The organism is Paenibacillus sp. SAF-068, assembly GCF_051967555.1.
Lineage (GTDB): Bacteria > Bacillota > Bacilli > Paenibacillales > Paenibacillaceae > Paenibacillus.
Genome location: NZ_JBQCJX010000009.1, coordinates 1 through 21,968, shown reverse-complemented (window position 1 = coordinate 21,968; position 21,968 = coordinate 1). Strand labels below are relative to the sequence as shown.

23 protein-coding genes are annotated in these 21,968 nt (G+C 46.5%); 3 read left to right on the top strand and 20 right to left on the bottom strand.

Annotated features, from left to right (window positions below; translation table 11 throughout):
* Positions 1-75: 75 nt before the first annotated feature.
* Complete coding sequence (locus ACTHPG_RS26585; RefSeq protein ID WP_440392372.1) at positions 76-648, bottom strand: GNAT family N-acetyltransferase; 573 nt, start codon at positions 646-648, stop codon at positions 76-78.
* A 197-nt stretch (positions 649-845) separates the two neighbouring features.
* Entirely contained in the window at positions 846-1,142 is a 297-nt protein-coding gene (locus ACTHPG_RS26580) for a hypothetical protein (protein WP_440392371.1), read from the bottom strand.
* 185 nt (positions 1,143-1,327) lie between these two features.
* Here ACTHPG_RS26580 and ACTHPG_RS26575 point away from each other — a divergent pair, with 185 nt between their 5' ends.
* Positions 1,328-1,825: a GAF domain-containing protein gene (locus ACTHPG_RS26575; RefSeq protein WP_440392370.1), complete on the top strand. Its 498-nt coding sequence runs from the start codon at positions 1,328-1,330 to the stop codon at positions 1,823-1,825.
* A gap of 153 nt (positions 1,826-1,978) precedes the next feature.
* Here ACTHPG_RS26575 and ACTHPG_RS26570 read toward each other — a convergent pair whose 3' ends face one another.
* From ACTHPG_RS26570 to ACTHPG_RS26540, 7 genes are all read right to left on the bottom strand, one after another.
* Entirely contained in the window at positions 1,979-2,755 is a 777-nt protein-coding gene (locus tag ACTHPG_RS26570; protein ID WP_440392369.1) for a MerR family transcriptional regulator, read from the bottom strand.
* Between the two features lie 367 nt (positions 2,756-3,122).
* Complete coding sequence (locus tag ACTHPG_RS26565; RefSeq protein WP_440392368.1) at positions 3,123-4,547, bottom strand: aldehyde dehydrogenase family protein; 1,425 nt, start codon at positions 4,545-4,547, stop codon at positions 3,123-3,125.
* A gap of 177 nt (positions 4,548-4,724) precedes the next feature.
* Positions 4,725-5,147: a universal stress protein gene (locus ACTHPG_RS26560; RefSeq protein WP_440392367.1), complete on the bottom strand. Its 423-nt coding sequence runs from the start codon at positions 5,145-5,147 to the stop codon at positions 4,725-4,727.
* A gap of 18 nt (positions 5,148-5,165) precedes the next feature.
* Positions 5,166-6,386 carry an MFS transporter gene (locus tag ACTHPG_RS26555; RefSeq protein ID WP_440392366.1) on the bottom strand — a complete coding sequence of 407 codons (1,221 nt, stop codon included), beginning with the start codon at positions 6,384-6,386 and terminating at the stop codon, positions 5,166-5,168.
* 229 nt (positions 6,387-6,615) lie between these two features.
* Positions 6,616-7,068 (bottom strand): MerR family transcriptional regulator, encoded by a 453-nt coding sequence (locus ACTHPG_RS26550; protein WP_440392365.1) that lies wholly within the window; start codon positions 7,066-7,068, stop codon positions 6,616-6,618.
* 193 nt (positions 7,069-7,261) lie between these two features.
* Entirely contained in the window at positions 7,262-7,624 is a 363-nt protein-coding gene (locus ACTHPG_RS26545; RefSeq protein ID WP_440392364.1) for an SdpI family protein, read from the bottom strand.
* 132 nt (positions 7,625-7,756) lie between these two features.
* Positions 7,757-10,084 carry a heavy metal translocating P-type ATPase gene (locus tag ACTHPG_RS26540; protein WP_440392363.1) on the bottom strand — a complete coding sequence of 776 codons (2,328 nt, stop codon included), beginning with the start codon at positions 10,082-10,084 and terminating at the stop codon, positions 7,757-7,759.
* Positions 10,085-10,312: 228 nt separating this feature from the next.
* On the opposite strand from ACTHPG_RS26540, the gene ACTHPG_RS26535 reads away from it, so the two are divergent.
* Entirely contained in the window at positions 10,313-10,684 is a 372-nt protein-coding gene (locus ACTHPG_RS26535; protein WP_036614212.1) for an ArsR/SmtB family transcription factor, read from the top strand.
* 120 nt (positions 10,685-10,804) lie between these two features.
* Here the strand turns inward: ACTHPG_RS26535 and ACTHPG_RS26530 are convergent, their stop codons facing one another.
* The 10 genes from ACTHPG_RS26530 to ACTHPG_RS26485 form a co-directional block, all read right to left on the bottom strand.
* Positions 10,805-11,965 (bottom strand): AI-2E family transporter, encoded by a 1,161-nt coding sequence (locus tag ACTHPG_RS26530; RefSeq protein WP_440392362.1) that lies wholly within the window; start codon positions 11,963-11,965, stop codon positions 10,805-10,807.
* Between the two features lie 316 nt (positions 11,966-12,281).
* Positions 12,282-13,316 carry an LLM class flavin-dependent oxidoreductase gene (locus ACTHPG_RS26525; RefSeq protein ID WP_440392361.1) on the bottom strand — a complete coding sequence of 345 codons (1,035 nt, stop codon included), beginning with the start codon at positions 13,314-13,316 and terminating at the stop codon, positions 12,282-12,284.
* Between the two features lie 158 nt (positions 13,317-13,474).
* On the bottom strand, positions 13,475-13,786 hold the full coding sequence (locus ACTHPG_RS26520) for an ArsR/SmtB family transcription factor (RefSeq protein WP_017690814.1): 312 nt from the start codon (positions 13,784-13,786) through the stop codon (positions 13,475-13,477).
* A 114-nt stretch (positions 13,787-13,900) separates the two neighbouring features.
* Positions 13,901-14,482: an NAD(P)H-dependent oxidoreductase gene (locus tag ACTHPG_RS26515; RefSeq protein ID WP_440392360.1), complete on the bottom strand. Its 582-nt coding sequence runs from the start codon at positions 14,480-14,482 to the stop codon at positions 13,901-13,903.
* A gap of 163 nt (positions 14,483-14,645) precedes the next feature.
* Positions 14,646-15,068: a MarR family winged helix-turn-helix transcriptional regulator gene (locus ACTHPG_RS26510; protein ID WP_440392359.1), complete on the bottom strand. Its 423-nt coding sequence runs from the start codon at positions 15,066-15,068 to the stop codon at positions 14,646-14,648.
* A gap of 209 nt (positions 15,069-15,277) precedes the next feature.
* Entirely contained in the window at positions 15,278-15,955 is a 678-nt protein-coding gene (locus ACTHPG_RS26505; RefSeq protein WP_440392358.1) for an NAD(P)H-dependent oxidoreductase, read from the bottom strand.
* 321 nt (positions 15,956-16,276) lie between these two features.
* Positions 16,277-16,735, bottom strand: a complete 459-nt coding sequence (locus ACTHPG_RS26500) for a DUF523 domain-containing protein (RefSeq protein ID WP_440392357.1) — start codon at positions 16,733-16,735, stop codon at positions 16,277-16,279.
* 59 nt (positions 16,736-16,794) lie between these two features.
* Positions 16,795-18,075, bottom strand: a complete 1,281-nt coding sequence (locus tag ACTHPG_RS26495; protein WP_440392356.1) for a hypothetical protein — start codon at positions 18,073-18,075, stop codon at positions 16,795-16,797.
* Positions 18,072-18,650, bottom strand: a complete 579-nt coding sequence (locus ACTHPG_RS26490) for an RNA polymerase sigma factor (protein ID WP_440392355.1) — start codon at positions 18,648-18,650, stop codon at positions 18,072-18,074. Before ACTHPG_RS26490 ends, ACTHPG_RS26495 begins: the two co-directional genes overlap by 4 nt.
* Before the next feature lie 230 nt (positions 18,651-18,880).
* Positions 18,881-19,615, bottom strand: coding sequence for a class I SAM-dependent methyltransferase (locus ACTHPG_RS26485; protein ID WP_440392354.1), 735 nt, complete (start codon positions 19,613-19,615; stop codon positions 18,881-18,883).
* A 160-nt stretch (positions 19,616-19,775) separates the two neighbouring features.
* Here ACTHPG_RS26485 and ACTHPG_RS26480 point away from each other — a divergent pair, with 160 nt between their 5' ends.
* Positions 19,776-21,131, top strand: coding sequence for an MATE family efflux transporter (locus tag ACTHPG_RS26480; RefSeq protein WP_440392353.1), 1,356 nt, complete (start codon positions 19,776-19,778; stop codon positions 21,129-21,131).
* 164 nt (positions 21,132-21,295) lie between these two features.
* On the opposite strand, the gene ACTHPG_RS26475 is transcribed toward ACTHPG_RS26480, so the two are convergent.
* On the bottom strand, positions 21,296-21,649 hold the full coding sequence (locus tag ACTHPG_RS26475) for a FlxA-like family protein (RefSeq protein ID WP_440392352.1): 354 nt from the start codon (positions 21,647-21,649) through the stop codon (positions 21,296-21,298).
* Positions 21,650-21,968 lie beyond the last annotated feature (319 nt).

Here is a 21,968-nt window from a genome sequence, read left to right as displayed (position 1 = left end):
CGAATGCTTCGCTTCTCCAGCTTTGTTCTGTTTCTTCGTTTACGTGTAAATAAAAAACAAATATATACTGTCTCTTTACTTGCCTTTCTTACGAAGAAACTCATCATACAACATTGAATACATCACCATATCCTTGTATCCGGTGGATGTATGTTGCACCTGACGCAGCAGCCCTTCTCGTGTGAAGCCGCGGTTCGTCAGGAACTCGCCGGAAGCCACATTACGCGGATCAACCAGTGCTTCAATCCGATTAAGTCCCATGGTCTCATATCCGAATGGCAACAATGCCGAGAAAGCCTCTGTCATATAACCGTGGCGCCAGTGGTCACGTCCCAGCTCATAACCAATCTCCCCCCGGAATGCGCCTTCAAGCTGCCATGTGTTAAATCCACAGCTTCCGATGAGCCTTCCTGTTTCTTTGAGTTCGATCCCCCAGCGGATTGCGTCCTCTTCTCCTGCCATTTGGTTAAGCAGTCCAATCATGTCCGCTGCTTCGCTTGTCCCAATCATGGGTGCAAGATTCATGTAACGGGTCACCTCGCGATCTGACCAGCATGCGAACATCTGGGCCGCATCCCGGCGACGCATTTTACGCAGACGAAGCCGCCCAGTCTCCATTTCGGGAATTCTTCCTTTGCATTTATACATATAAGACACTCCGATCCGATCTATCTCCGCAGACCATAAGATTCACTAGTCATCTAATCATAACCTGCGCCGAATGGCAACTGTTCAGTCATGGACAAACGTCAAAAAACCGGGCAAATGTCGCTCCCGGTCTTGTTGTCCGTATGGATCCATTCCAGTTTGAATGAATCACGTCATCGTGCTTGTCCGAATGAATGTCAGGCTTTGGACGTTTTCTTACCCTTCGCCAGCAATTCATCGCTAACCCGGCCAAGTACGGCGGTAATTTCCTTGAATTCTTCAATACCAGTCCCGGTTAGGCTCCATTGGTCCCCGTGGGCGGTCAGGAAGTTCTCCTGTGTCAGGTGTTCAAGCTCCTGCTTGATCTCCCGCTCTCCAACGCGATATCCCCGTTCTTCCAATAGGGGCAGTGCCTCGCTAACGTTCAGATCCTGATTTTGGGCAAAATATAGTAGATGAATCCGTACAAAAAGATTCTGTACCTCTGCATGCATAAGCCAAGCTCCTTCCCGGGTTGTAGCCCTCCGTGGTTGCTAAGTAATTACCCCACGTGAGAAGCTGAGAAACAGGAGGATTCTTCTGGTATTCCCTTGCCTTTCCGAAATCCTCCGCTTGACTAACCGCATCCTCTGCACTATCTTGAAAATAAGTACCATTTTGCTCGGGAGGGTGATTTATCATGTTTCAAGCTGTTTCCTATGAAGGAACACGAAGTGAGCAGCACACCGCCGTCCTGGGACAGTTAAGTGCTCTGATCCGCGATGAACCTAGTGCGATTGCCAATCTGGCGAACGCTGCTGCGCTGCTCAATGTATTTATGACCGACACCAATTGGGTCGGCTTCTATCTGTATGATGGAAAAGAACTGGTCCTCGGGCCATTCCAAGGACTGCCTGCCTGTATCCGAATTCCACTGGGACGTGGTGTATGCGGCACATCTGCTGCGGAAAAGCGTACCCTGGTCGTTGACGATGTTCATGCCTTCCCAGGCCATATCGCCTGTGATGCAGCATCGAACAGCGAGATTGTCGTACCTATTATCAAAAACGGCGAACTATACGGCGTGCTGGATATCGACAGCCCGATCAAAAACCGTTTTGACGACGAAGACCGCGTCTTCCTGGAGAAAGCCGTAAGTTTGCTCACAGAGCAATTGGAAGGAACCGTATCCCTTTAGGAAATGATGAATAAGGTGATCGTAGACCTCATCACACACGATGTTGAAGAACCCGTAATAACAAAGAGCGCAGTCCTCCTTAGAGGTCTGCGCTCTTTGTTATCCATTATGATTCACACCCATGTTCTTGCTCGCCCATGTTACTTTATGCATCTAGGATAAATCGTGTTCCGCTTTAATCATCATCCCATCCCGCAGGAATTCAGCCAGCCTCGGGTGGTATCCATCATACATCTGACGGAAATTTTTATGCTCTACATAGAGATTGGCCAAATCCCGATAGATCTCAGCAGTGGGTGTATAATACCCTTTGATCCATTCAAGATGCCTGCCAATAATCCGTTGTACTTTCGCACTACCGGGTTCCAATCCATCCTCAATGGCCTGTTGCAAGTCAAGATGAACCTGATCAATTTTCGCCTGGGAATCCAGATAATCTTCTTTCGATTTTATCTCCTGGCTTGAATTCTGAACGCCCTTTTTCTGCATTCGCTTCACATCATTACTGACTCCAGGGTTAGAACCCGATTCATTCAGCAACTGGTGACGTCCCTTATCTACAAAGCCACTATACAACTCATGTTCATCAAGTTCCTGTTCACCTTGCAAATAAGAGATCGTTTTGTCCAGTGTCTGAATCAATCCATGCAGACGGAGTGCCTTCTCCAGAATCTCAATCCGATGTTGCTTCATGATGCTTATCACATCTTGAGGGTCATCCTTTAGCATAGGGGCAATCTCATTCTCCTCCATGCCCACTTCCTTACAGAAAAGGATTTGCTGGAGTCTCAGTAATTCCTGCTTTTCATAATAGATATCCTCAGCCAAATCCCCAAAGGCCGGATTCAGAAGACCTGTCTGTGCATACTGGCTCAGTTTGTTCAGACTTACACCTGACATGCCCGATACGTCAACCATGGAATATGCCATTTGAATACACCTCCTGCCTGCCCTGCAACCCTAAAGTTCAGGCTTATTTCATACTGCATTTTATTTGAATAATGAGAGATTATAAGACTTTCGGCAGTGCTGTACCGCTTCATTCCACTCGTGCTCTGGATGGGTACATCATGCTTCGGTGCTATGAGCGGCGTTTGGTCAGTGATGTTGCGGTATGTTAAGTATGTTATACCCGTCTCATCAGATGTGAACCCGCAGTCAGTGAAGATTCCGTATGTATTTTTAAAACTTTTTCGTTGATCTCCATCTAAAAAAACCTGTGCCATTATTCTGGCACAGGCGCTTCTGGTTATGTTTGTATTAGCATACAGTTATTGAGCAAAAGAATGGAACCGAATCACCCTTTGTTAAACATGACAAACTTCAATTCCGTCATTTCTTCTACGGCATATTTTACACCTTCACGTCCAATCCCACTTTGTTTCACCCCGCCATAAGGCATGTGATCAACTCGGAACGTCGGAATATCATTAATCATAACTCCACCTGCCTCGATCTGGTCGACAGCATGGAGGGCTGTATGGATATCGTTTGTAAATACGCCTGCCTGAAGTCCGTATATCGAATCATTCACATGTTCAATACCCTCTTCAACGGAATCCACGGTATTGATAACTACGATGGGTGCAAACACTTCCTGACAGGATACCTTGGCATCACGCGGAACGTTAACCAGCACCGTTGGTCGCAGGACGCCTCCTTCAGCTTGACCGCCTGCTGCCAATTCAGCCCCAGCCTGTTTGGCTTCTTCAATCCAGTCGAGTGTACGCTGTACATCCTTGGATGTAATCAGCGCAGAGACCACCGTATCCGGGCTCAGCGGGTCTCCAACCACCACTTGTTTGGCTGCTTCAGCGAAACGCCGGATGAATTCTTCCGAGATATCACGATGAACGTAAATGCGCTGTAAGGAGATACATACCTGTCCCTGATACGTAAAAGCACCCGTCACACAACGAGGAATCACTTTGTCCAGATCTGCGTCCTTATCCACGATCACCGCTGCATTCGACCCAAGTTCCAATGTCACGCGTTTAAGTCCTGCTTTGCTGCGAATGCTCGTACCTACTGCTGGACTGCCTGTAAATGTAATGTGGGCAACACGGGGGTGCTCCACAAGCACGTCACCAATGGTTTTGCCGTCACCACTCACCACGTTCAGTGCACCATCCGGCAATCCGGCTTCCTGGAGCAGATTAGCGATGTAATAGGAGGACAGGGGTGTCTGCTCCGCAGGTTTGAGAACAATGGTATTGCCTGCTGCCAATGCCGGGCCTACCTTATGGGCTACCAGATTCATTGGAAAATTGAACGGCGTAATCGCACCGATGACGCCTAAAGGTTGCCGCATTGTATAGCCGATACGTCCTTCTCCACCTTTGGCTGCATCCATCGGAACCGTCTCACCGGTCAGCCGCTTCGCTTCTTCAGCGGCAAAACGATACGTTTCCACCGTACGGTCAACCTCAGCCAGTGCTGCGGTAATCGGCTTCGCTGCTTCAAGCGCAATGATTCGCGCTGCTTCTTCCTTGCGTTCTTCAAGCATGGAGGACAACTTGTACAGGATATCTGCACGCTGATGTGCAGGCATCTGGCGCATTGCCTTCCCGGCTTGAACCGCAGCTGCAACAGCAGCCTCCGCTTCCTCGGCTGAAGCCGACGAGACTTCTGCCAGCGTTTCCCCGGAGTACGGTGCTTGAAGGGCTTTATAATCTACGGATTCGGTCGGATTGCCACCGATAAACAAATGTTGTTTTTTCATATGCTGCATCCTCCATCCAATCATAACTATAATAAAATGACGATATACTACCTTTTCTATTTATACACTATTTCCGTGCCGTCCACCCACTACGGTATTCGGCAATCATGGCTTGTAACGTACCTGATAAGACATTGTTGCGACCTTAAGCCGCAGCGATACAAAGGATTCTAGCGCCTACTTCACCGTCAGGACGGGGCACTGTGCATGTTTTAACACGCCATGGCTGACACTGCCCATGATCATCTCTGCGAGCACGCCTTTCCCGCCTGTACCCATCACGATCATTCCACAATCTCGTTCACGCGCCACACGGCAGATCTCATGAACAGGATCACCCGCAATTAGCAGTGTTTCATATACAACATCGCGTCCAGACAACTGTCTGTTCACCGGTTCGATAATATGCTGCCCTTCTTCGGAAATCCGAGCCTCCAGATCAATACCCAAGGCAGGTTCATTCATAGAAATGGCAGGATTGACATGCACGATCAACAGACTTGCGGGTTGTTTCATATCCTCAGCAAGAGTCAGTGCTTGCTCCAAAGCCTGATGCGCATGATCCGAACCATCAACAGCAACCAATATACGTTTAAGCATTGCAATTCCTCCTCTGAATTAATGCGATGTAATGGCGGAATCAATATCCCGCAGGTGACGGCGGCGTACCAGCAGTACCACGACACCGATCAGAACCATGAGTGCGCCGAAATAAAACGGCGTTTCCGGCAGGAACCATTCAGATAACTTACCTGCAAGCCATGGCGCAAGTGCACCACCCAGGAAACGAACGAAGCTGTATGCAGCAGAAGCAACCGAACGCTCCACAGGTGCAGCTTCCATAACCGCTGTTGTAATCAATGTGTTGTTAATCCCAAGGAAAATCCCTGCCACAATGACTGCCACAATCACGGTAGTTGGTGAACCCATTACTGTACCAATTGCCATAATAACCAGATCAATCGCGAACAAGGTCAGCATGACACTCATGGAAGGAACCGATCCGAATTTGCGTTGTAATCTTGGTGCCACAAATACCGACGTAATTGCCAGCATCAATCCCCAACCAAAGAATACATATCCCAAGCCATGCTCATCCAGATTCATCACATAAGGTGAATAAGCCATCAAAGTAAAGAAACCAAAGTTATAAAGGAAGGCGGTAATCGCCAATGTTTTCAGTGAAGGATAACTTAATGCTTTGAACGGATCGGACAAAGAACTGCGTGTTTTCGGTTTGGCCATTTTGGGCAGCATAAATGTAATGCTGATAAATGCAATTGCCATCAGAACAGCTACCCCATAGAACGGGCCACGCCAAGAGATGGAACCCAGCTCACCACCAAGCAGCGGACCCACCGCAATTCCAAGACCAAGTGCTGCTTCGTACAAAATAATGGCCTTGGCTGTCCCCGACGTGGACAGTCCCACAATGGCAGATAACGCCGTTGCGATGAACAAGGCATTCCCCAGTCCCCAACCGCCACGGTAACCGACCAGTGCGCCTACCGTGTCTGAGGTACCGCCTAGGAACGAGAAGATAATAATCAGCAATATGCCGCTAAGCAGCGTCCATTTCACACCGATGCGGCTGGATACGACACCCGTAATCAGCATCGCTACCCCGGTTACAGCATTATAGCTGGTAAACAGCAGCGACACCTGGCTTTTGGAAGCATGCAGCTGATCTGCAATTGCCGGCAGGATCGGGTCAACCAGACCCAGACCCATAAAGGATATGATACATGCAAAAGCGACCGCCCATACCGCTCTCGGTTGAGACAGCAAGCCCCCACGGGATGACGGCAATTCGTCCGGTAATGATGGCTCTCTTTTCATACGTAATTCCTCCTGTGAATGATTTATGTGGTGAAACTTTTGATTTGAAAATGATATGAAAACAATGAAAAACCTCTATACATTTTCATAAGTAGAGGTAACAAAACGGCACAAATGACACCGGAACATCCGGTGTTTGTACGGGATCGCCACAGGTTCTGTAGTGCTCACTCCATGTAGCGATTACATGTATACAGTTTTGTTTATTAAATCTTAGATGCTAATACGTTTAGCCGTCTTCATCACTCTGCCGATCATGTGCCTGTAACTTCTGAATACCGCTTCGAACGCGTTCACGCAGCTCTTCCAGTTCAGCCTGAACGGCATGTATGCTCTGAAGTTTCTGCTCGATCAGTTGCAGCTGACCATCCAGTGTTGTTTCCATCGTGATGAGCTTCTCAACCCGCTCTCTCACTTCGGTCGTCTGCTGGTAGTCAAAACGTTGTTCGTTCAGCGCATCTGTTGTTGCCACATAGGTATGTAGCTCCTGAAGGGAGAATCCAAGTACCTCTTTGGCGCGAACCACTTTCTTCAGATAATCGATATCCTCCCGAGTGTACAACCGCGTGCCACCATCTGTCCGTTGAGGTGAAGGCATGACACCAATCTCTTCATAATACCGAATGGTTCGCTTGGTCAAACCGCATGCCTTGGCTACATCGTCGATTTTGTATAAACTCATTTTCCCTCACCTCTTCCATATGTCTGTAATGTTATGTACATAATTATATATAATATTAACGTTAACGTCAACGTTAGATTTAGCAGCTGTAGTCTTAGCGAGTTTAACAGCCTCTTTCCTTCTCTATCTTCGACAAAAAAAAGACCCGCTTCACACGCGAGTCTTTCCCTCTACACGATTCATTCATTTTACCCTAAACGTTCTGCTCATCCTGTTGCTGTTGCTGTTGAGCCCGCTGCATTTGCTTCAACCGGCCTTCAACTCTGGTAAACAATCTGAACGTATAGAACCCTGTAGCAACCAGACTCAGCACCAAAGCTCGTACATCTGTCAGCCAGAAACCGATAATGCCGAATATCGTAATAATCACACCAAATTGCATCATCAGGTTGGCGCTATAACTTTGCGCTTCGTCCCACAACTCGGGATTACTCATTGCCCGCGGGGTCCGATATCCATATATTCCGTTAATCATTTTCGGTGGTTTTTTGAACACCATTAAACCCAAAATGAAATAACACACGCCAATAATGATCCCTACTACTGCTCCTGTCAAAACGTTCTCCCCTTCACTGTTGTCTTCCATAGACCTGCTTACGCTTACACTGACACTCCGATGCAGAATGCCCTGAAAATATAAAAACGGCTCTACGTATATACGAAGAGCCGCCTGAATCGTTTCGTAAACTTAGATATCCTTCACACGAAGTACACGCATGGCGTTCAGAACAGCAAGCACTGTGACACCCACATCGGAGAATACCGCTTCCCACATGGTAGCTATGCCGAACACACCGAGTAGCAGGAAGATCGCCTTAACCCCCAGAGCAAACGCGATATTTTGCCATACGATCATGCGTGTTCGCTTTGCAATGCGAATTGCGCTCGCAAGTTTGGACGGTTCATCGGTCATGATGACCACATCTGCCGCTTCAATCGCAGCATCCGAGCCGAGTCCACCCATCGCTACGCCCACGTCGGCACGTGCCAGCACAGGTGTATCGTTGATGCCATCACCGACAAACACCATTTTCTCCTTCGGAGATTTGGCAGCTTCCAGTTGCTCCAGTCGTTCGACTTTATCCTGTGGCAGCAATTCAGCGTAGACCTCATCCACGCCCAGCTCACGTCCTACCGCTTCACCCACGGCTTTGGCATCTCCTGTCAGCATGACCGTTTTGCGGATGCCGAGCTTCTTCAGCGCCTGAATGGCAGCTGCTGCATCGTCCTTCACTTCATCAGCAATGATCAGATGACCAACATACGAGCCAGCTTCAGCAACATGGACGATCGTGCCGGCCGTCTCTGGTGTGGTATAGGATATCCCTGCCTGCTTCATTAATTTAGCGTTGCCTGCCAGCACTTCCCTACCATCCACGCTCACCTTGATCCCGTGTCCGGCAACTTCATCATAACCTTCCACACCTTGTGTAGGAATCGCTTTGGCCCAAGCTGCGCGAATGGATTCGGCAATCGGATGATTGGAATTAGCTTCGGCAATGGCTGCCAGTTTCATTAGTTCTTCTTCCGTGCGTTCGCCTTCGGGGCGAATGGCTGTTACTTTGAATACACCTTTGGTTAGTGTACCCGTCTTATCAAAAACGACAACTTTCACATCGTTTAATGCTTCAAGATAGTTACTGCCTTTGACAAGAATCCCGTTACGTGAAGCCGCTCCGATACCACCGAAGAATCCAAGTGGAATAGATACCACCAGCGCACAAGGGCATGAGATGACCAGGAAGACCAATGCACGATAGATCCAGTCGGCAAATGTTGCACCACTGAGTATCAACGGCGGAACAAATGCAATCAGGGCTGCAAGGATCACAACAACCGGGGTGTAATAACGGGCGAATTTACTAATAAAATGCTCTGTTTTTGCCTTCCGGCTACTCGCGTTCTGCACCAGATCCAAAATTTTGGATACCGTTGATTCACCAAACGTTTTGGTTACTTCAATGGTCAACAGCCCATTTTTGTTTACGAATCCACTAAGTGCATCACTTCCGGGCTCCAGCTCACGAGGTACCGATTCACCTGTCAGAGCAGAAGTGTTCACCATGGAATGCCCAGCTCTAACGATACCATCCAGCGGTACTCGCTCCCCTGCTTTCACGACAATACGATCACCAATCCGTACGTCTTCCGGAGATACCCGCTGTGTCTCGTCACCCGATCCTGTCAGGATATTCGCGTAGTCCGGGCGTATGTCCATCAGGGACTGGATCGACTTGCGTGACCGATTAACCGCCATGCCCTGAAACAGCTCCCCGAGCTGATAAAAGAGCATGACCGCTACCCCCTCAGGGTACTCACCAATGGCAAATGCACCTAAGGTAGCGACGGACATGAGGAAGTATTCGTCGAATACCTGACCGCGGATGATGTTTTTGGATGCCTGGAGTAAGATATCTCCCCCGGCAATCAGATACGCGAGCGCATAGAGAGTAAACTGTGCCCATCCCTCCAAGGGAGACCAGATTGCAGCTGCGAGCAACACAGAACCGGCTGCAAGACGAGCAAGCAATACTCTAGTCTGGCCTGCACCATGTTCATGGGAATGGCCTGCATGGGCACCGTGATCATGGGTGTGGCTGTGATCATGTTTATGTCCGGTATCACTTCCGTGCTCATGTGCGTGACCCTGCGAATGTCCATGAGCATGCGAGTGATTACCATGTGAATGTGAATGTCCGGCATGCTCATGACCGTGTTCGTGCGAACCAGCCGCACTCCCTGGATGGTTGTGCACATGCCCGTTTATCTGTTTTCCCTTTTCCGAGATGCGAATATGTGGCTCCAGTCGAAGTACTTTGCGCTTCGCTTCTTCGACTACCTGTTCATCCATATCAGAAGTGGTGTGTAGCGATAATGTTTTGGTAACAAAATTGACGGAGCATTCATTAATGCCCTTAATTTTACTGACGCCGTTCTCGATCTTTAATGCACAGTTCGCACAGTCCAGCCCATCTAGCAGCAGTTCCCTTTTCACCTGTTCCTGTCCGGTTCCCATGTGAACTCTCCCCTTTGCAGTACAAAAACATTGTTATCATTCAAATTGCATTCAATATATGAGCAATCATTCATATGTTTATTTATCCTATTATATGCACGCCCAAACATGAGTGTCAACAATCGTTTGTTGATTTTTCATACAGATTATGCTAATAGTAATCATTTCGCTTTAGGCCGTTTTTGGATATAATAGAGCTATAGTTGTTAACATAGGCGGTGATATGAAATGGAACAACCGGTTAAAGCACCAAGCGAATGTGATGCAGCCTGCTCAGGTACTGAAGCGGACGTGCAGACCATTCGCACTTCACTCATAGATCGGGAGACCTCTTCCGAGATGGCAGATTGGTTCAAGGCATTCAGCGACCCAACACGTCTACGTATTATTGATGCGCTGTTACAGAAGGAATTATGTGTGCATGACCTGACGGTCCTGCTCGACATGGGACAGTCGGCCATTTCACACCAGCTGCGTTCACTCCGCAACATGCGGATCGTCAAGCGGCGCAAGGAAGGCAAGACCGTCTACTACTCTCTGGATGATGCTCATATTGAGCAGATTTTCCTGCAAACGCTCCAGCATATTAAACACAGCTAGGCATTCGCCAAGCTGGTTCATGAAGAAAGAACCCCCGTCTCTCGGCTCTATGCCGATGGACGGGGGTTCTTCTTGGTAAGGGTACACGTTTTGTACAGGATAACAAGCTTGCCACTTCGGTTACAACAGATTGTTCTTGTTCGGATCGTACAGGCCCGATCTGTCCTTGAACCAGTTGAAGATATGCGATACACATACTTTCAGCACCGCGTATCCTGGAACAGCGAGCAGAATACCCACGACCCCAAACAGATTACCCGAAGTCAGAATGACAAAGATAATCGTGATGGGATGAATCTTCAGCGTTTTGCCCATGATCTGTGGCGAGATGAACTTACCTTCAATTAACTGCACGATTGTCCATACAGCAACCATCTTCAGCAGCATCACTGGCGAAGTGACCAGAGCCACGATTAACGCAGGTGTAATCGCAATTGCAGGTCCCAGATACGGAACAACACTCGTGAATGATGCGATAATGGCAAGAATCAGTGCATAGTCCAGACCAATAATCATATAACCGATGTAGAGCAGAATACCGATACAGAAGCTGACGATAATCTGTCCACGAATGAATGAACTGATCTGGTGATTGATATCTTCCAGCACATGCATTGCGCCTGTACGGCTCTTGATCGGCAGGAAAGACAGAATTTTGGCCGGCAGTTTCTTGCCGTCTTTCAGCAGATAGAACAGGATGAACGGAACCGTTACGATGGAAAGTACGGTCTCCGTGAAAGCTCCGAGGAATCCGCCCAATTTGGTCCAGGTCGAGTTCAGAATTTCAGTAGCTTTCTGGGAAATGGTTCCCCACCAGTCCTGTGAATTCATATTCACCGTCTCCTGCAACTGACTGAATAATTGGCTACCCGTAAGTTCCTCAAATTGCTGTTTTACCGTCTCGCTGTATGTTGGGAAATTTTCAATCAGCCCCATGATCTGGTTCCGTACAACCGGAATGACAGCCAGCACGACGACCGTCAGAATGCCTCCGATGGCAAGATACAGGATCAGAATGGACCAGCCGCGCTTAATTTTCCACCTCTCCATCACATCCACAATCGGATTCAGCAGATAGTAGAGTATGCCTGACAGAATAATAGGTAACACAATGGTTTTGATGAGTACTGCGAGCGGATGAAGAACAAAGGATACTTTGGTCAGAACCATTATGTTCAGTCCCACCAACAGCAGAATTAGCAGAAATAGGACAAACTTGTTGTTAAGAAAAAATCGCTTGAACCGCTCCGGCCAAACGCGGGGTTGCTCAGGTTGCTCCATAGGCGTGTCGTCCTCTCTTATGTATCCTTAAATTGGAAATCAAACTGTAAATCTAGCTAAACGCTCCTTACACGGATAAAAATAAGTACCTTGTACAAGCCAACATATGTATAATACTCTGGATTTATACGTATGGTGCTGAATAACCGTTTCAAATTAAACCGATAAAGTCATTTTACCCCAAAATGAGTCTTCTGCCCCACGCGAATCATTTGCAAATTCTCCCTATTCAAAAAAGGCTCGCCTCCTAGGAAACGAACCGTGAATTTGGAGTTGTAACTTACCATTAAGCCCGCTTTTATGCAGAAAATCAGGATTAAGCTTTTCCCGCCAACTGTGCGATTAACTCATAGGAATGCAGACGTGCCTTATGATCATAGATCATCGACGTAATAATCAGCTCATCTGCCTGCGTCTGCCGAATAAAGGATTCCAGCTGTCCACGTACGGTTTCCGGGGAACCATTAACGGCAGCCTTCAGCGTCTGCTCCACACCAGCCTTTTCACGGTCAGTCCATTTGCCTTCCATCTCTGCCGGAGGCTGTACCAATCCCGTTGTGCCGCGAATAATGTTCAGGAACTGCTGTTGCATCGTTGTACCCAGCCATGCTGCTTCCTCATCTGTATCCGCAACTACAGCGTTAACCCCAACAATCACATGCGGTTCCTTCAAGCTGTCAGACGGTTGGAAATTGTTTTGATACGTTTCCAGTGCAATCCGTGTGTAATCAGGCGAGAAGTGGCTGGCAAAAGCAAACGGCAATCCCAGCTGACCTGCCAAACGTGCACTGAAATCACTGGACCCCAGCAGATAGATTGGGATATTCAATCCTTCTCCAGGAACTGCGCGAACAGGCGCATGATATGATGTCGCTGAAGCATCGAAGTATGCTCTAAGCTCTGCTAGAAGTTCCGGGAAATCTTCCCCACTATTCAGATCTTTGCGTAGCGCCAGCGATGTACGGCGGTCACTGCCTGGTGCACGACCCAGACCCAGATCGATTCTGCCAGGATACAGGGACTCCAGAGTACCAAACTGCTCAGCGATGACAAGCGGTGCATGGTTAGGCAGCATGATGCCTCCTGAACCCAGACGAATCGTGTTGGTTCCACCAGCCAGATATCCAATAACGACCGAAGTTGCGGAAGAAGCAATACCCGGCATGTTGTGATGTTCTGCTACCCAGTAACGGTGATATCCCCAACGCTCAGCATGCTGAGCCAGATCCAGACTGTTGCGCAAGGCATCAGCTGGTGTTGCACCTACAACGACGGGAGCCAGGTCCAGGATGGAAAGCTTAACGTCATGAATATGTTCTTTATGGGTTGAAGCTTTATTTTCTGTAGTCATTATTGTTTAATCTCCTCGATGATTATATTTTTGTATATCCAGATATATAGATTAATTAAATCGCAACTGAATATGGAATGTGATGATAAACGAGCCGTTTACATCCGGACGGAATCCTTGCCTGCATGTGCATCCTAGCTTCCGTTCCGGCATCCGGCTTATAACTCGTTCTGCACATACTCGGCAAACTGACGAATCGTCTCTTCGTTCCGCCGATAATACGTCCATTGTCCTCTGCGCTCGGAGAGCAGCAACCCTGCCTTAAGCATCGTCAGCAGATAACTGGATATAACCGACTGAGCCAGTCCAGCCTTCAGTTGAATTGTGCCGACACAGATTCCGTTCTTGCCACCATCCGGATGCTGAGATAGTTCCAGCGGCGGAAAGTGTTGCTCCGGGTTTTTGAGCCACAACAAGATTTGTCTACGTGTCTCGTTCGATAAAGCTTTGAATATAAGTATAGGTTCCATGGGTACGATTATACCCCCTTTCATCCATTTTGCAAACACATGAAACAAACAAACCGACTCATGATCGAGTCGGTCTGGAATCATATGGAACTCGTATGGAAGCTAACAACCATATTAGAATTTGCTCGTAACGGTTTGTTTAACCTGATCCAACATGGCTTGATAAGCGGGTGCATCCAGATATCCAATACTGCCGAAGAGCAGATGATCTACAGCCTCAATGCCGACAAAATCTAAGATACCTACGTCTGAAGTTAATTTCAACCCAGCAGTCATGCCAATCTGATCATAAATTTCACTAGGTGTACCGTGTGTGTTGATGATGAGTCCTTTTTTGCCTGTCAGTAATTTCTCAATTCCCGCTTCACCAGCTACATATGCAAAACCATAGGCGAATACACGGTCAACATATCCTTTTATAATGGCAGGAAGACCTGTCCACCAGATCGGATAGATGAATGTGATGGCTTCTGCATCCGTAACATACTTTTGCTCTGTCGCGATATCCTGTGGTGTCTGTCCTGCGCGCATGGAAGCCGTATCGGCCTCTGTCAGTACGGGTTGAAACCCAAGCTTATACAAGTCACGGACAACCACTTCATGGCCTTGAGCTTCGAGAGCTTCTACAGCAGTATTGAGGATTGCGTTATTCAAGCTGTCTGTGTGTGGGTGAGCATATACAATAAGGTGTTTCATAGTCTGAATCCCTCCAGGTTGGTTTAAGTTAGGTTGCAAAAATGTGGTTACCTTGATACCCCTCACATACATAGATGTCTATGTATGTAGTTTAAAATATTTGGGCTCCTCTGCCTTCATCCCATTCATATCCGGGAGGCTTTCAGACAGAAGAGTTCATTCATTACAACTTTCGGACAATAATGGACAACAAGCTTTCCAATTGCTCCGACTGTTCATCGGAAAGGCCACTATAGATGATGTCATTAATCTGCTTTGATACCTGATGGAAAATTGGTTCGAGCCGCTTCCCCTGTTCAGTGAGGCGAATCATCGTCACCCGGCTATCTTCGGCACTCTTGCTACGGTCAACATAGCCGAGTTTCTCCAGTTTGTTGACCAGTACCGTTACCGTTGGTTGTGTACGTTGAACACGTTCTGCCAACATCTTGATCGACAGCGTTTCTTCACGGTACAAGAACATCAATACATCCCCATGAGAAGGTACAATGCCTGTCACTTCATGCTGTTCCAATTCGTGAACAATTCGTTTGTTAACATGATCCCTGATTCTTGCAATCAGTGCAATTGAGTTATATTTTGGCATGACCTCATTATACATAGATATCTATGTATTCACAAGTTCTTTTAATGAAAAATGAAAAAACAGCCCTTTCCATCCTTGTACCTGTGGAAAATATCGGGCTGTTTCAATCCTGTTTTGTTTTTGTGATCCTGTCCTATAATGTTAGATCTTGATCTTAAACCTTGATCTTAGATCATCATTTTGGGATTCATGTGGAATTCTTGCTGAATTCAGTTAATCCATTGGGTAATTTTCCCAAACGATTGTCGGGACTTCTCACGCGTGGGTTGCTCCACCCGATAACCGAAGGCGGCCATCACCGAGACTTCCCATGCACCATCCTCCAGCAAGCCCTCTTCTTCCATAATTCGATGGACATCCTCACGGCTGAAACCTTCAATCGGACAAGAATCAATCTCGATTTGAGCTGCCGCCGTCATCATGTTGCCGAGTGCAATATACGTCTGTTTGGATGCCCAGTCAAATAATGATCGTGGATTGTCCAGAATTCTCTGGTTATTTTGGAACTTTCCATAAGCCTCACTTGTTAACTTAAATACATCATCCGGCATTCCCTTTGTTTCCTTTAGCATGTACTCCGCATAGGGAGAATTATAACTGGCATCTGACCGGGCCAAAATGACAACAAAATGGCTTGCTGTCGCCAATTGCTTTTGAGCGCCGGAAGATACTTCAGACAGACGTTTACGCAGGTTCGGATTTTGTACAATCAGAAACTTCCACGGTTCAAGACCAATGGAACTTGGAGATAATCTGCCTGTTTCCAGTATAAATTGGAAATCCTCATCCGAGATTTTGCGGGTATCATCAAATATCTTCGTTGCATGCCGGAAATGATAAGCCTTCAAGATATCTTCTTTTTTCTTTGACTTTATTGTAACGTCCATCAAATTCCACGTCCTTTTTATATATTTTATGTTGAAGTATCAGTCTCCAGTTTTTGATTTGCTTAAGTATTAGTTTAGAATCTATATCCGAAAATGAAAAGTACGCACAATATTGTTTCTAAGTTTTGAAAAGTAAGCATTGTATTCTGACAACATAAATAGCCGCATTGGTCATCCCCTTCTGTGAATATCCATGAATGATATCAACACCAATCACTTGCAACGAGTATCCTTTTATTCAGTTAACTTTTCTTGGTCCATTATGAATTTTGAAGACGTTATAAGGTCGCCTCGCCAGATGTAGAGGGCTAAATTTCGCCCTTACAGTAGTTCCATGAATTCATTTTCAGAAATGACGGAATATCCTTCTTGTCGCAACAATGCTGAGGTGACACCTTCTCCAGCTACCTTGTGATTAGCAAAATTCCCATCATAGATCATCTGTGTACCACAGGAAGGACTAGACTCCTTTAGTACCACACACGTTACATTCAATTTTCGCGCCCATTCCAATGTCTGATAGGCTCCCTTGATATACAGCTCTGTGACATCCTTGCCACTTTTCTCAATCACTTTTGCAGTGCCTGCCAGTACGTCCTTGCCCGTACCACCAATAATCTCAGCCGGTTCCCGTGGAGTGGAAAATCCGCCAAGCAGCTCCGGACACACCATCTTAGCCTGCTCCTGTTCTACAAGTTCCTGAATCTTCTCATCCAGGCTCGCTGTTCCATTGTAACGGCAGGCTACACCCGCCAGACATGAACTCACCAAATATTTCATCGCTATCTCCCTATGCTCATTCCATCTATGGATTACATTGTACCATGTAAGATCATGTCCTATAACTCGCCTCTGGTGATCATCTTAATCCGTCCATCTTCCCTGTATTCAACCTGAAAAACATCCGTGCTCGATTCCAGTTCAAATGTGACGATCCCCAATTGCTCAGCATTCCTGTGAAGTTTGTAGGCATCAAAATCGATATTGAATATTTTTTGTACGATAGGCTCCACTTTTTCTCTAAGAAGAGACTCATCGATATTAAATATTTTCTCATGATAAGCCTCCATCTCTTCTATGTTACCTATTTCTTGTTGCTCATAATAATTAGCATCCCCGACGGTATAACCCAAACCCTTTTTTCCTTCAGTCATCTGCACAAAGTAGTTATTCTCAAAGCCAAAAAAAACCGTATCCTTTCCAAGCTCATCATCTTTGCTCCGACTTGCTCTTACCAGATCAAGATTGGCTTTACCAGACAACGCCTCTATCGCTTTTTTGGCATCCTCCAGCGCCGTCTGAGATATTTGATCAGGTCTCAATTCCCCTGTGATCGATACAGCCTTGTCCTGCTGCCATACAATCTCTCCATAGCCAGTCTCATTCTCTAACGCTAATGTAGTATATGATACTGGCTCCGACTCCCCTTGCTTCATACTCACATAACGTTGAACGGATGCAGGTTTAAGCGTTGGAGCGCTGCCTATACTTTGTAAAAGCGATGAAACCTGGCGCAGATAACGATGCTCCAGTTGGCTCGGTTGCATCTCAGCTCTCATCTGTACTTCACGCAGATTGCCTGTAGTCGCATCGAGCCATATCTGCGCGTACTCCTTCTCAGCTTCCTTTCCAGCCTCTACATATATTCTGCCGGACACAGGCAAGTCTTCCACTTTTGTTATCTTCAACTGTTTACCCAGATCGTCTCGCATGGTAGTCGCAACATTTCTTTTCATTTTATCGGTTAGCAGATTCGTGTTCAAATCATCAGATAACTTCAACGCTGCTGTCGGATAGACCTGCTCGATCACTGGCTTCGCCAGCTGTCCACCATCCCAGATCCATAGAAATAATCCAGCAGCAATAACCAACGCACCCGTACCTGCAACAAGAGGCCCTCTTCTAGTGCGACGCTTGTGTGAAGCATTGTCTATTTTCGGTCTAAGCGGCTTGGATGACATGGAACTGTCCTCTGACCTATATCTCTTGTTTCCCTCTTCCGACTTCTTTATCAACTCCACCTGTTGAAGCACATTCCGCTTATGATCCTCTGTAAAAGGAGACGACGCAATCGGTCCCTTCCGGATTTCCTTTTCCCATTGCTCATCCTTGTGTGTCATTGGCTTCGCTCCTCCCATTGTTTCCGTACCTTATCCTTACCTCGGGAAATTCTGGACTTTACTGTGCCTGAGCTAATTTTCAACATCTCAGCAATCTCACTCGTCGTAAGCTCATATTTCAGATTCAGCAAAAGAATCTCCCGGAACTTCTTCGGCAACGCCAGAACAATATCCCAGATCTCATGGACATGCTCCTGACGAATCACTTCCATCTCAGCCGAAGGATGTGCAGGCTGCTCTGCGATCATGACTCTTTGGCTCGAATCCCTACGCTCTGTCTCAATGGGTAACGTCTCGCCCCACAGGCTATTACGGAAAAATCTGGATTTTTGATATGTAAAGGTGGTGTTTCTAGTAATCGTCAACAGCCATGTTTTCAGTGAGCACTCTCCGCGATAATGAGCGATCCCAGAGTATGCCCGAATAAATACTTCCTGTGACAAGTCATCTGCCTGCTCGGCGCTTTTGGTTAGAAAATAAGCGTAATTCCACACGTCGTTTCCGTAGTCATCCATCATGCTGCTAAGTGTGTCATTGTCGATGGTCTGAGCCTGCGCCAGAAATTCATAATCCAACTGTTGTTCACCTCACTTAATATGACTGAATCTACTGTCGTTTGGTTCCCTAATATGGACATTATTTCTTATTATTGTATCAAAATAAAAAAACAGCATGTTCAATATGGCTGAACACGCTGATCGCTTCAAGTTTGCTTAGTTAGAAATCTCTATCAGAAAGCTTTTAGGCGAACGCTCCACTTCCTCTGTTTCTTTCTGCCCTCTAGTCTAACGTATCATTTTCACCGTTATACTTTAACCGCAGCAATCATCAGAAACATGGGCCTCCTGTTCTCGTCTCGCATGCCAGGAACCTGTTCAATCATCTCCGGTGATGGTTTGGATTCAGCCACCTGCCCAATAGTAAACCCCGCCTTAATAAGTTCATTAAGATGTGTTGCCAGTGTGCGATGATATTTGACCACATCCTGATCCAGAAAGTTCGCCACACGCTTCCCTTCATCATGGTAATTATCCACGGGCCAGTGTAGGATCTCACCTTCGGATCCGTAATGCCAATCCTGCGCAGCGCGAGCGGTGAAGATGGGATGTTCGGAGGATAGTACAAATGTGCCCCCTTCAATAAGACAATCATTGATCTTAGCGTATACCGTGTCTAACCGTTCAATATAATGCAAAGCAAGTGAACTCATCACAACATCAAATTGTCCCGGTGCAAAATCAATATCTTCAATCGCCAGCTGCTCGTACTGAATTTGTGGATCGTCTGTCATCTCACGAGCACGCTGGAGCATATTATCAGACAGATCTACACCAATTACTGAATTCGCTTGTTGCTCTCGCGCATACCTGCAGTGCCAACCGAAACCACATCCCAAATCCAGCACACGTTTGTCCTTCAAATCAGGCAAAAGAGTCTGCAATTCATGCCACTCCCCGGCTGCATCCAGCCCTTGAACGGAACGAGCCATCTTACTGTAGTTATTGAAAAATTCAGCTTCATCGTATTTATTTTGTTTCATCAAGATTCCTCCCGCCTTATAAATATCCACCTACTCTATCACATAAACGATATTTAAACGCAAAAGTTGCCAAGAGAATTCATGGCGTGTTATCATACAGAACGAACGTTCAGTATTATTAAATACAGAATGAACATTCAGTTTACTAACGGAGGTCATTATGAATACGAATTGGACGCATCCATTGGAAGGGCAATCTGTAGGCAAAGCTTTTATAAGCTACCTCGTGCCTTCCGTATTGGGGATGCTGGTAGTTGCTTTTAATTTTATTATCGACGGCATTATGGTTGGACACAAACTGGGTTCCACCGCAATGGCCGGGATTGGCATTGCCTCTCCTGTCTACACACTTTTTGTTGCCATGTCGCTGTGGATTGGTATGGGCGGGGCGACCTTGTACTCCAACGCTATGGGTAGAAAAGATATCACATCAGCTAAGCAAATTTTCACCAAATCCATTATGCTCATTATGCTCGTTACGATCGCCATCGGATATACTGCATATACATTCAAGGACAAACTGGTATACTCCCTCGGTGCTAACGCCGAGACCTTCCCGTTTGCTTCGGACTACATGAATATCATGTTATTGTTCGGGTTTGTTTTCACCATTGAGAATGCACTCTCTGTCTTTGTACGAAACGATGGGAATCCCAACACATCCATGTACGCTCAGATTACGTTTGCTGTAGCCAATATCATCATCAATTATATAACATTGTATGTACTCGAATGGGGTGTTCGTGGTGTGGCCATCGGTACAATTGTATCAGCGACACTTGCGCTACTTGTCCTGTTCACTCACTTTTTCAAAAAAACAAATAATCTCACATTCATCCGGTTCAAATGGAACAACAAGCTGCTGGCCTCTCTGCTGCTCATTGGCTTCCCCAGCTTTCTGGCTGAACTCGGCATGTCGGTCTTCTCTGTCTCCCATAACATCTCGATGGACCGCATTGCGGGTACGGATGGCGTAGCATCTTTTACCGTGTTGAACTATATCCATGGTGTCGTACTGCTAGCGTTCCTGGGTCTGGCGTCTGCTGCTCAGCCTCTGGTAAGCTATTATCACGGTGCCAATCAGATTAAACGGGTACAACAAACGATACGTTTAGCCACCAAAACAGCTCTGGCATGCGGTCTGCTATTATTACTTGTTGTTCAAATTGGCGCACCTTATTTCGTGCAAATCTTTGGAAACTTCAGTAGCGGCGTAACGGATAATGCCGTATACGGATTACGCATATTTACATTTGCCTATGTGTTCATGGGTGTTAACTTTGTCATGAGCACCTATTTCCAATCTGTAGGTAATGCCAAAATGGCTATCTGGATTACCGCTGCACGTGAGATGATCATCATGATTGCGTTAATTGCAGTCCTGCCTTCATTCTTTGGTGTCACGGGTGTATGGCTTGCCGTACCGTTGTCCGAAATGCTGGTTCTTGCAACCATAGCCGTGTACTATAGAAGACGATCCCTTACGGATCGAATAAGCGCGTTGCAGCCAGAATAACGTTAACAGATCATATAACGCCAACAGATAGTAATTAAATGGAAGGTAGATAGAACGTAGATAGAATGCAGATAGATCTCATAATAATAAAAATATACAAAGCCCTGAACGATCAATATAGATCGGTCAGGGCTTTGTTTTATCCTACAATAAGACGTATTTAATTAGATGCGTATATTAAATCGACCATTGCCATCTGTTGTTGCATTCGCAATTTCCTTAGCGGTAGCTACGCCTTTTCCATTGGATGAAGGTTGGGCAGGCGGAACCTCCTTAGCAACAGTTGTACCGGCACCTTGTGAGCTTTGCTGTTCAATCTGTACCTCAATCTGTTTGATCTGCTGTTCAAGCTGTTTGGTCTTTGTTTCCTTCGTCTTCTCATCTTCCTTGCTGGATTGTACTTTCTCTAGTTGAGCCTCCAGCTTCGTCTTTTGTTTTTCCAAGCTACTTGCATTGTCCGAACTCGAAGATGTCGATATGTATGATGTTGTGGAGCTGGCTGTAGAAGATATATTCATTATGGTTCTCCTCCTCTTTCCGTGACTTCACTATACCCTATCTCACTGAAACCTACGTTAAATTCAACTGAAAGGTTGCTGAACGAGCTAAGAATCAAGAAGTCGATCATATAGAAGTAGGATGTATACCAGCATTAATCCGGAGTCCATTTACCGAGAATCTTCAGAGTCTTCATATAAGTGAAATTTGGATGCTATCTTATCTATATAGTTAGTTGTTTTCCGCTGTAAAACGGTAACACAAAAAAGACACACTCGATATCATCAAGTGTGTCTTTCGATTGCTTGGCGGCGTCCTACTCTCCCAGGACCCTGCGGT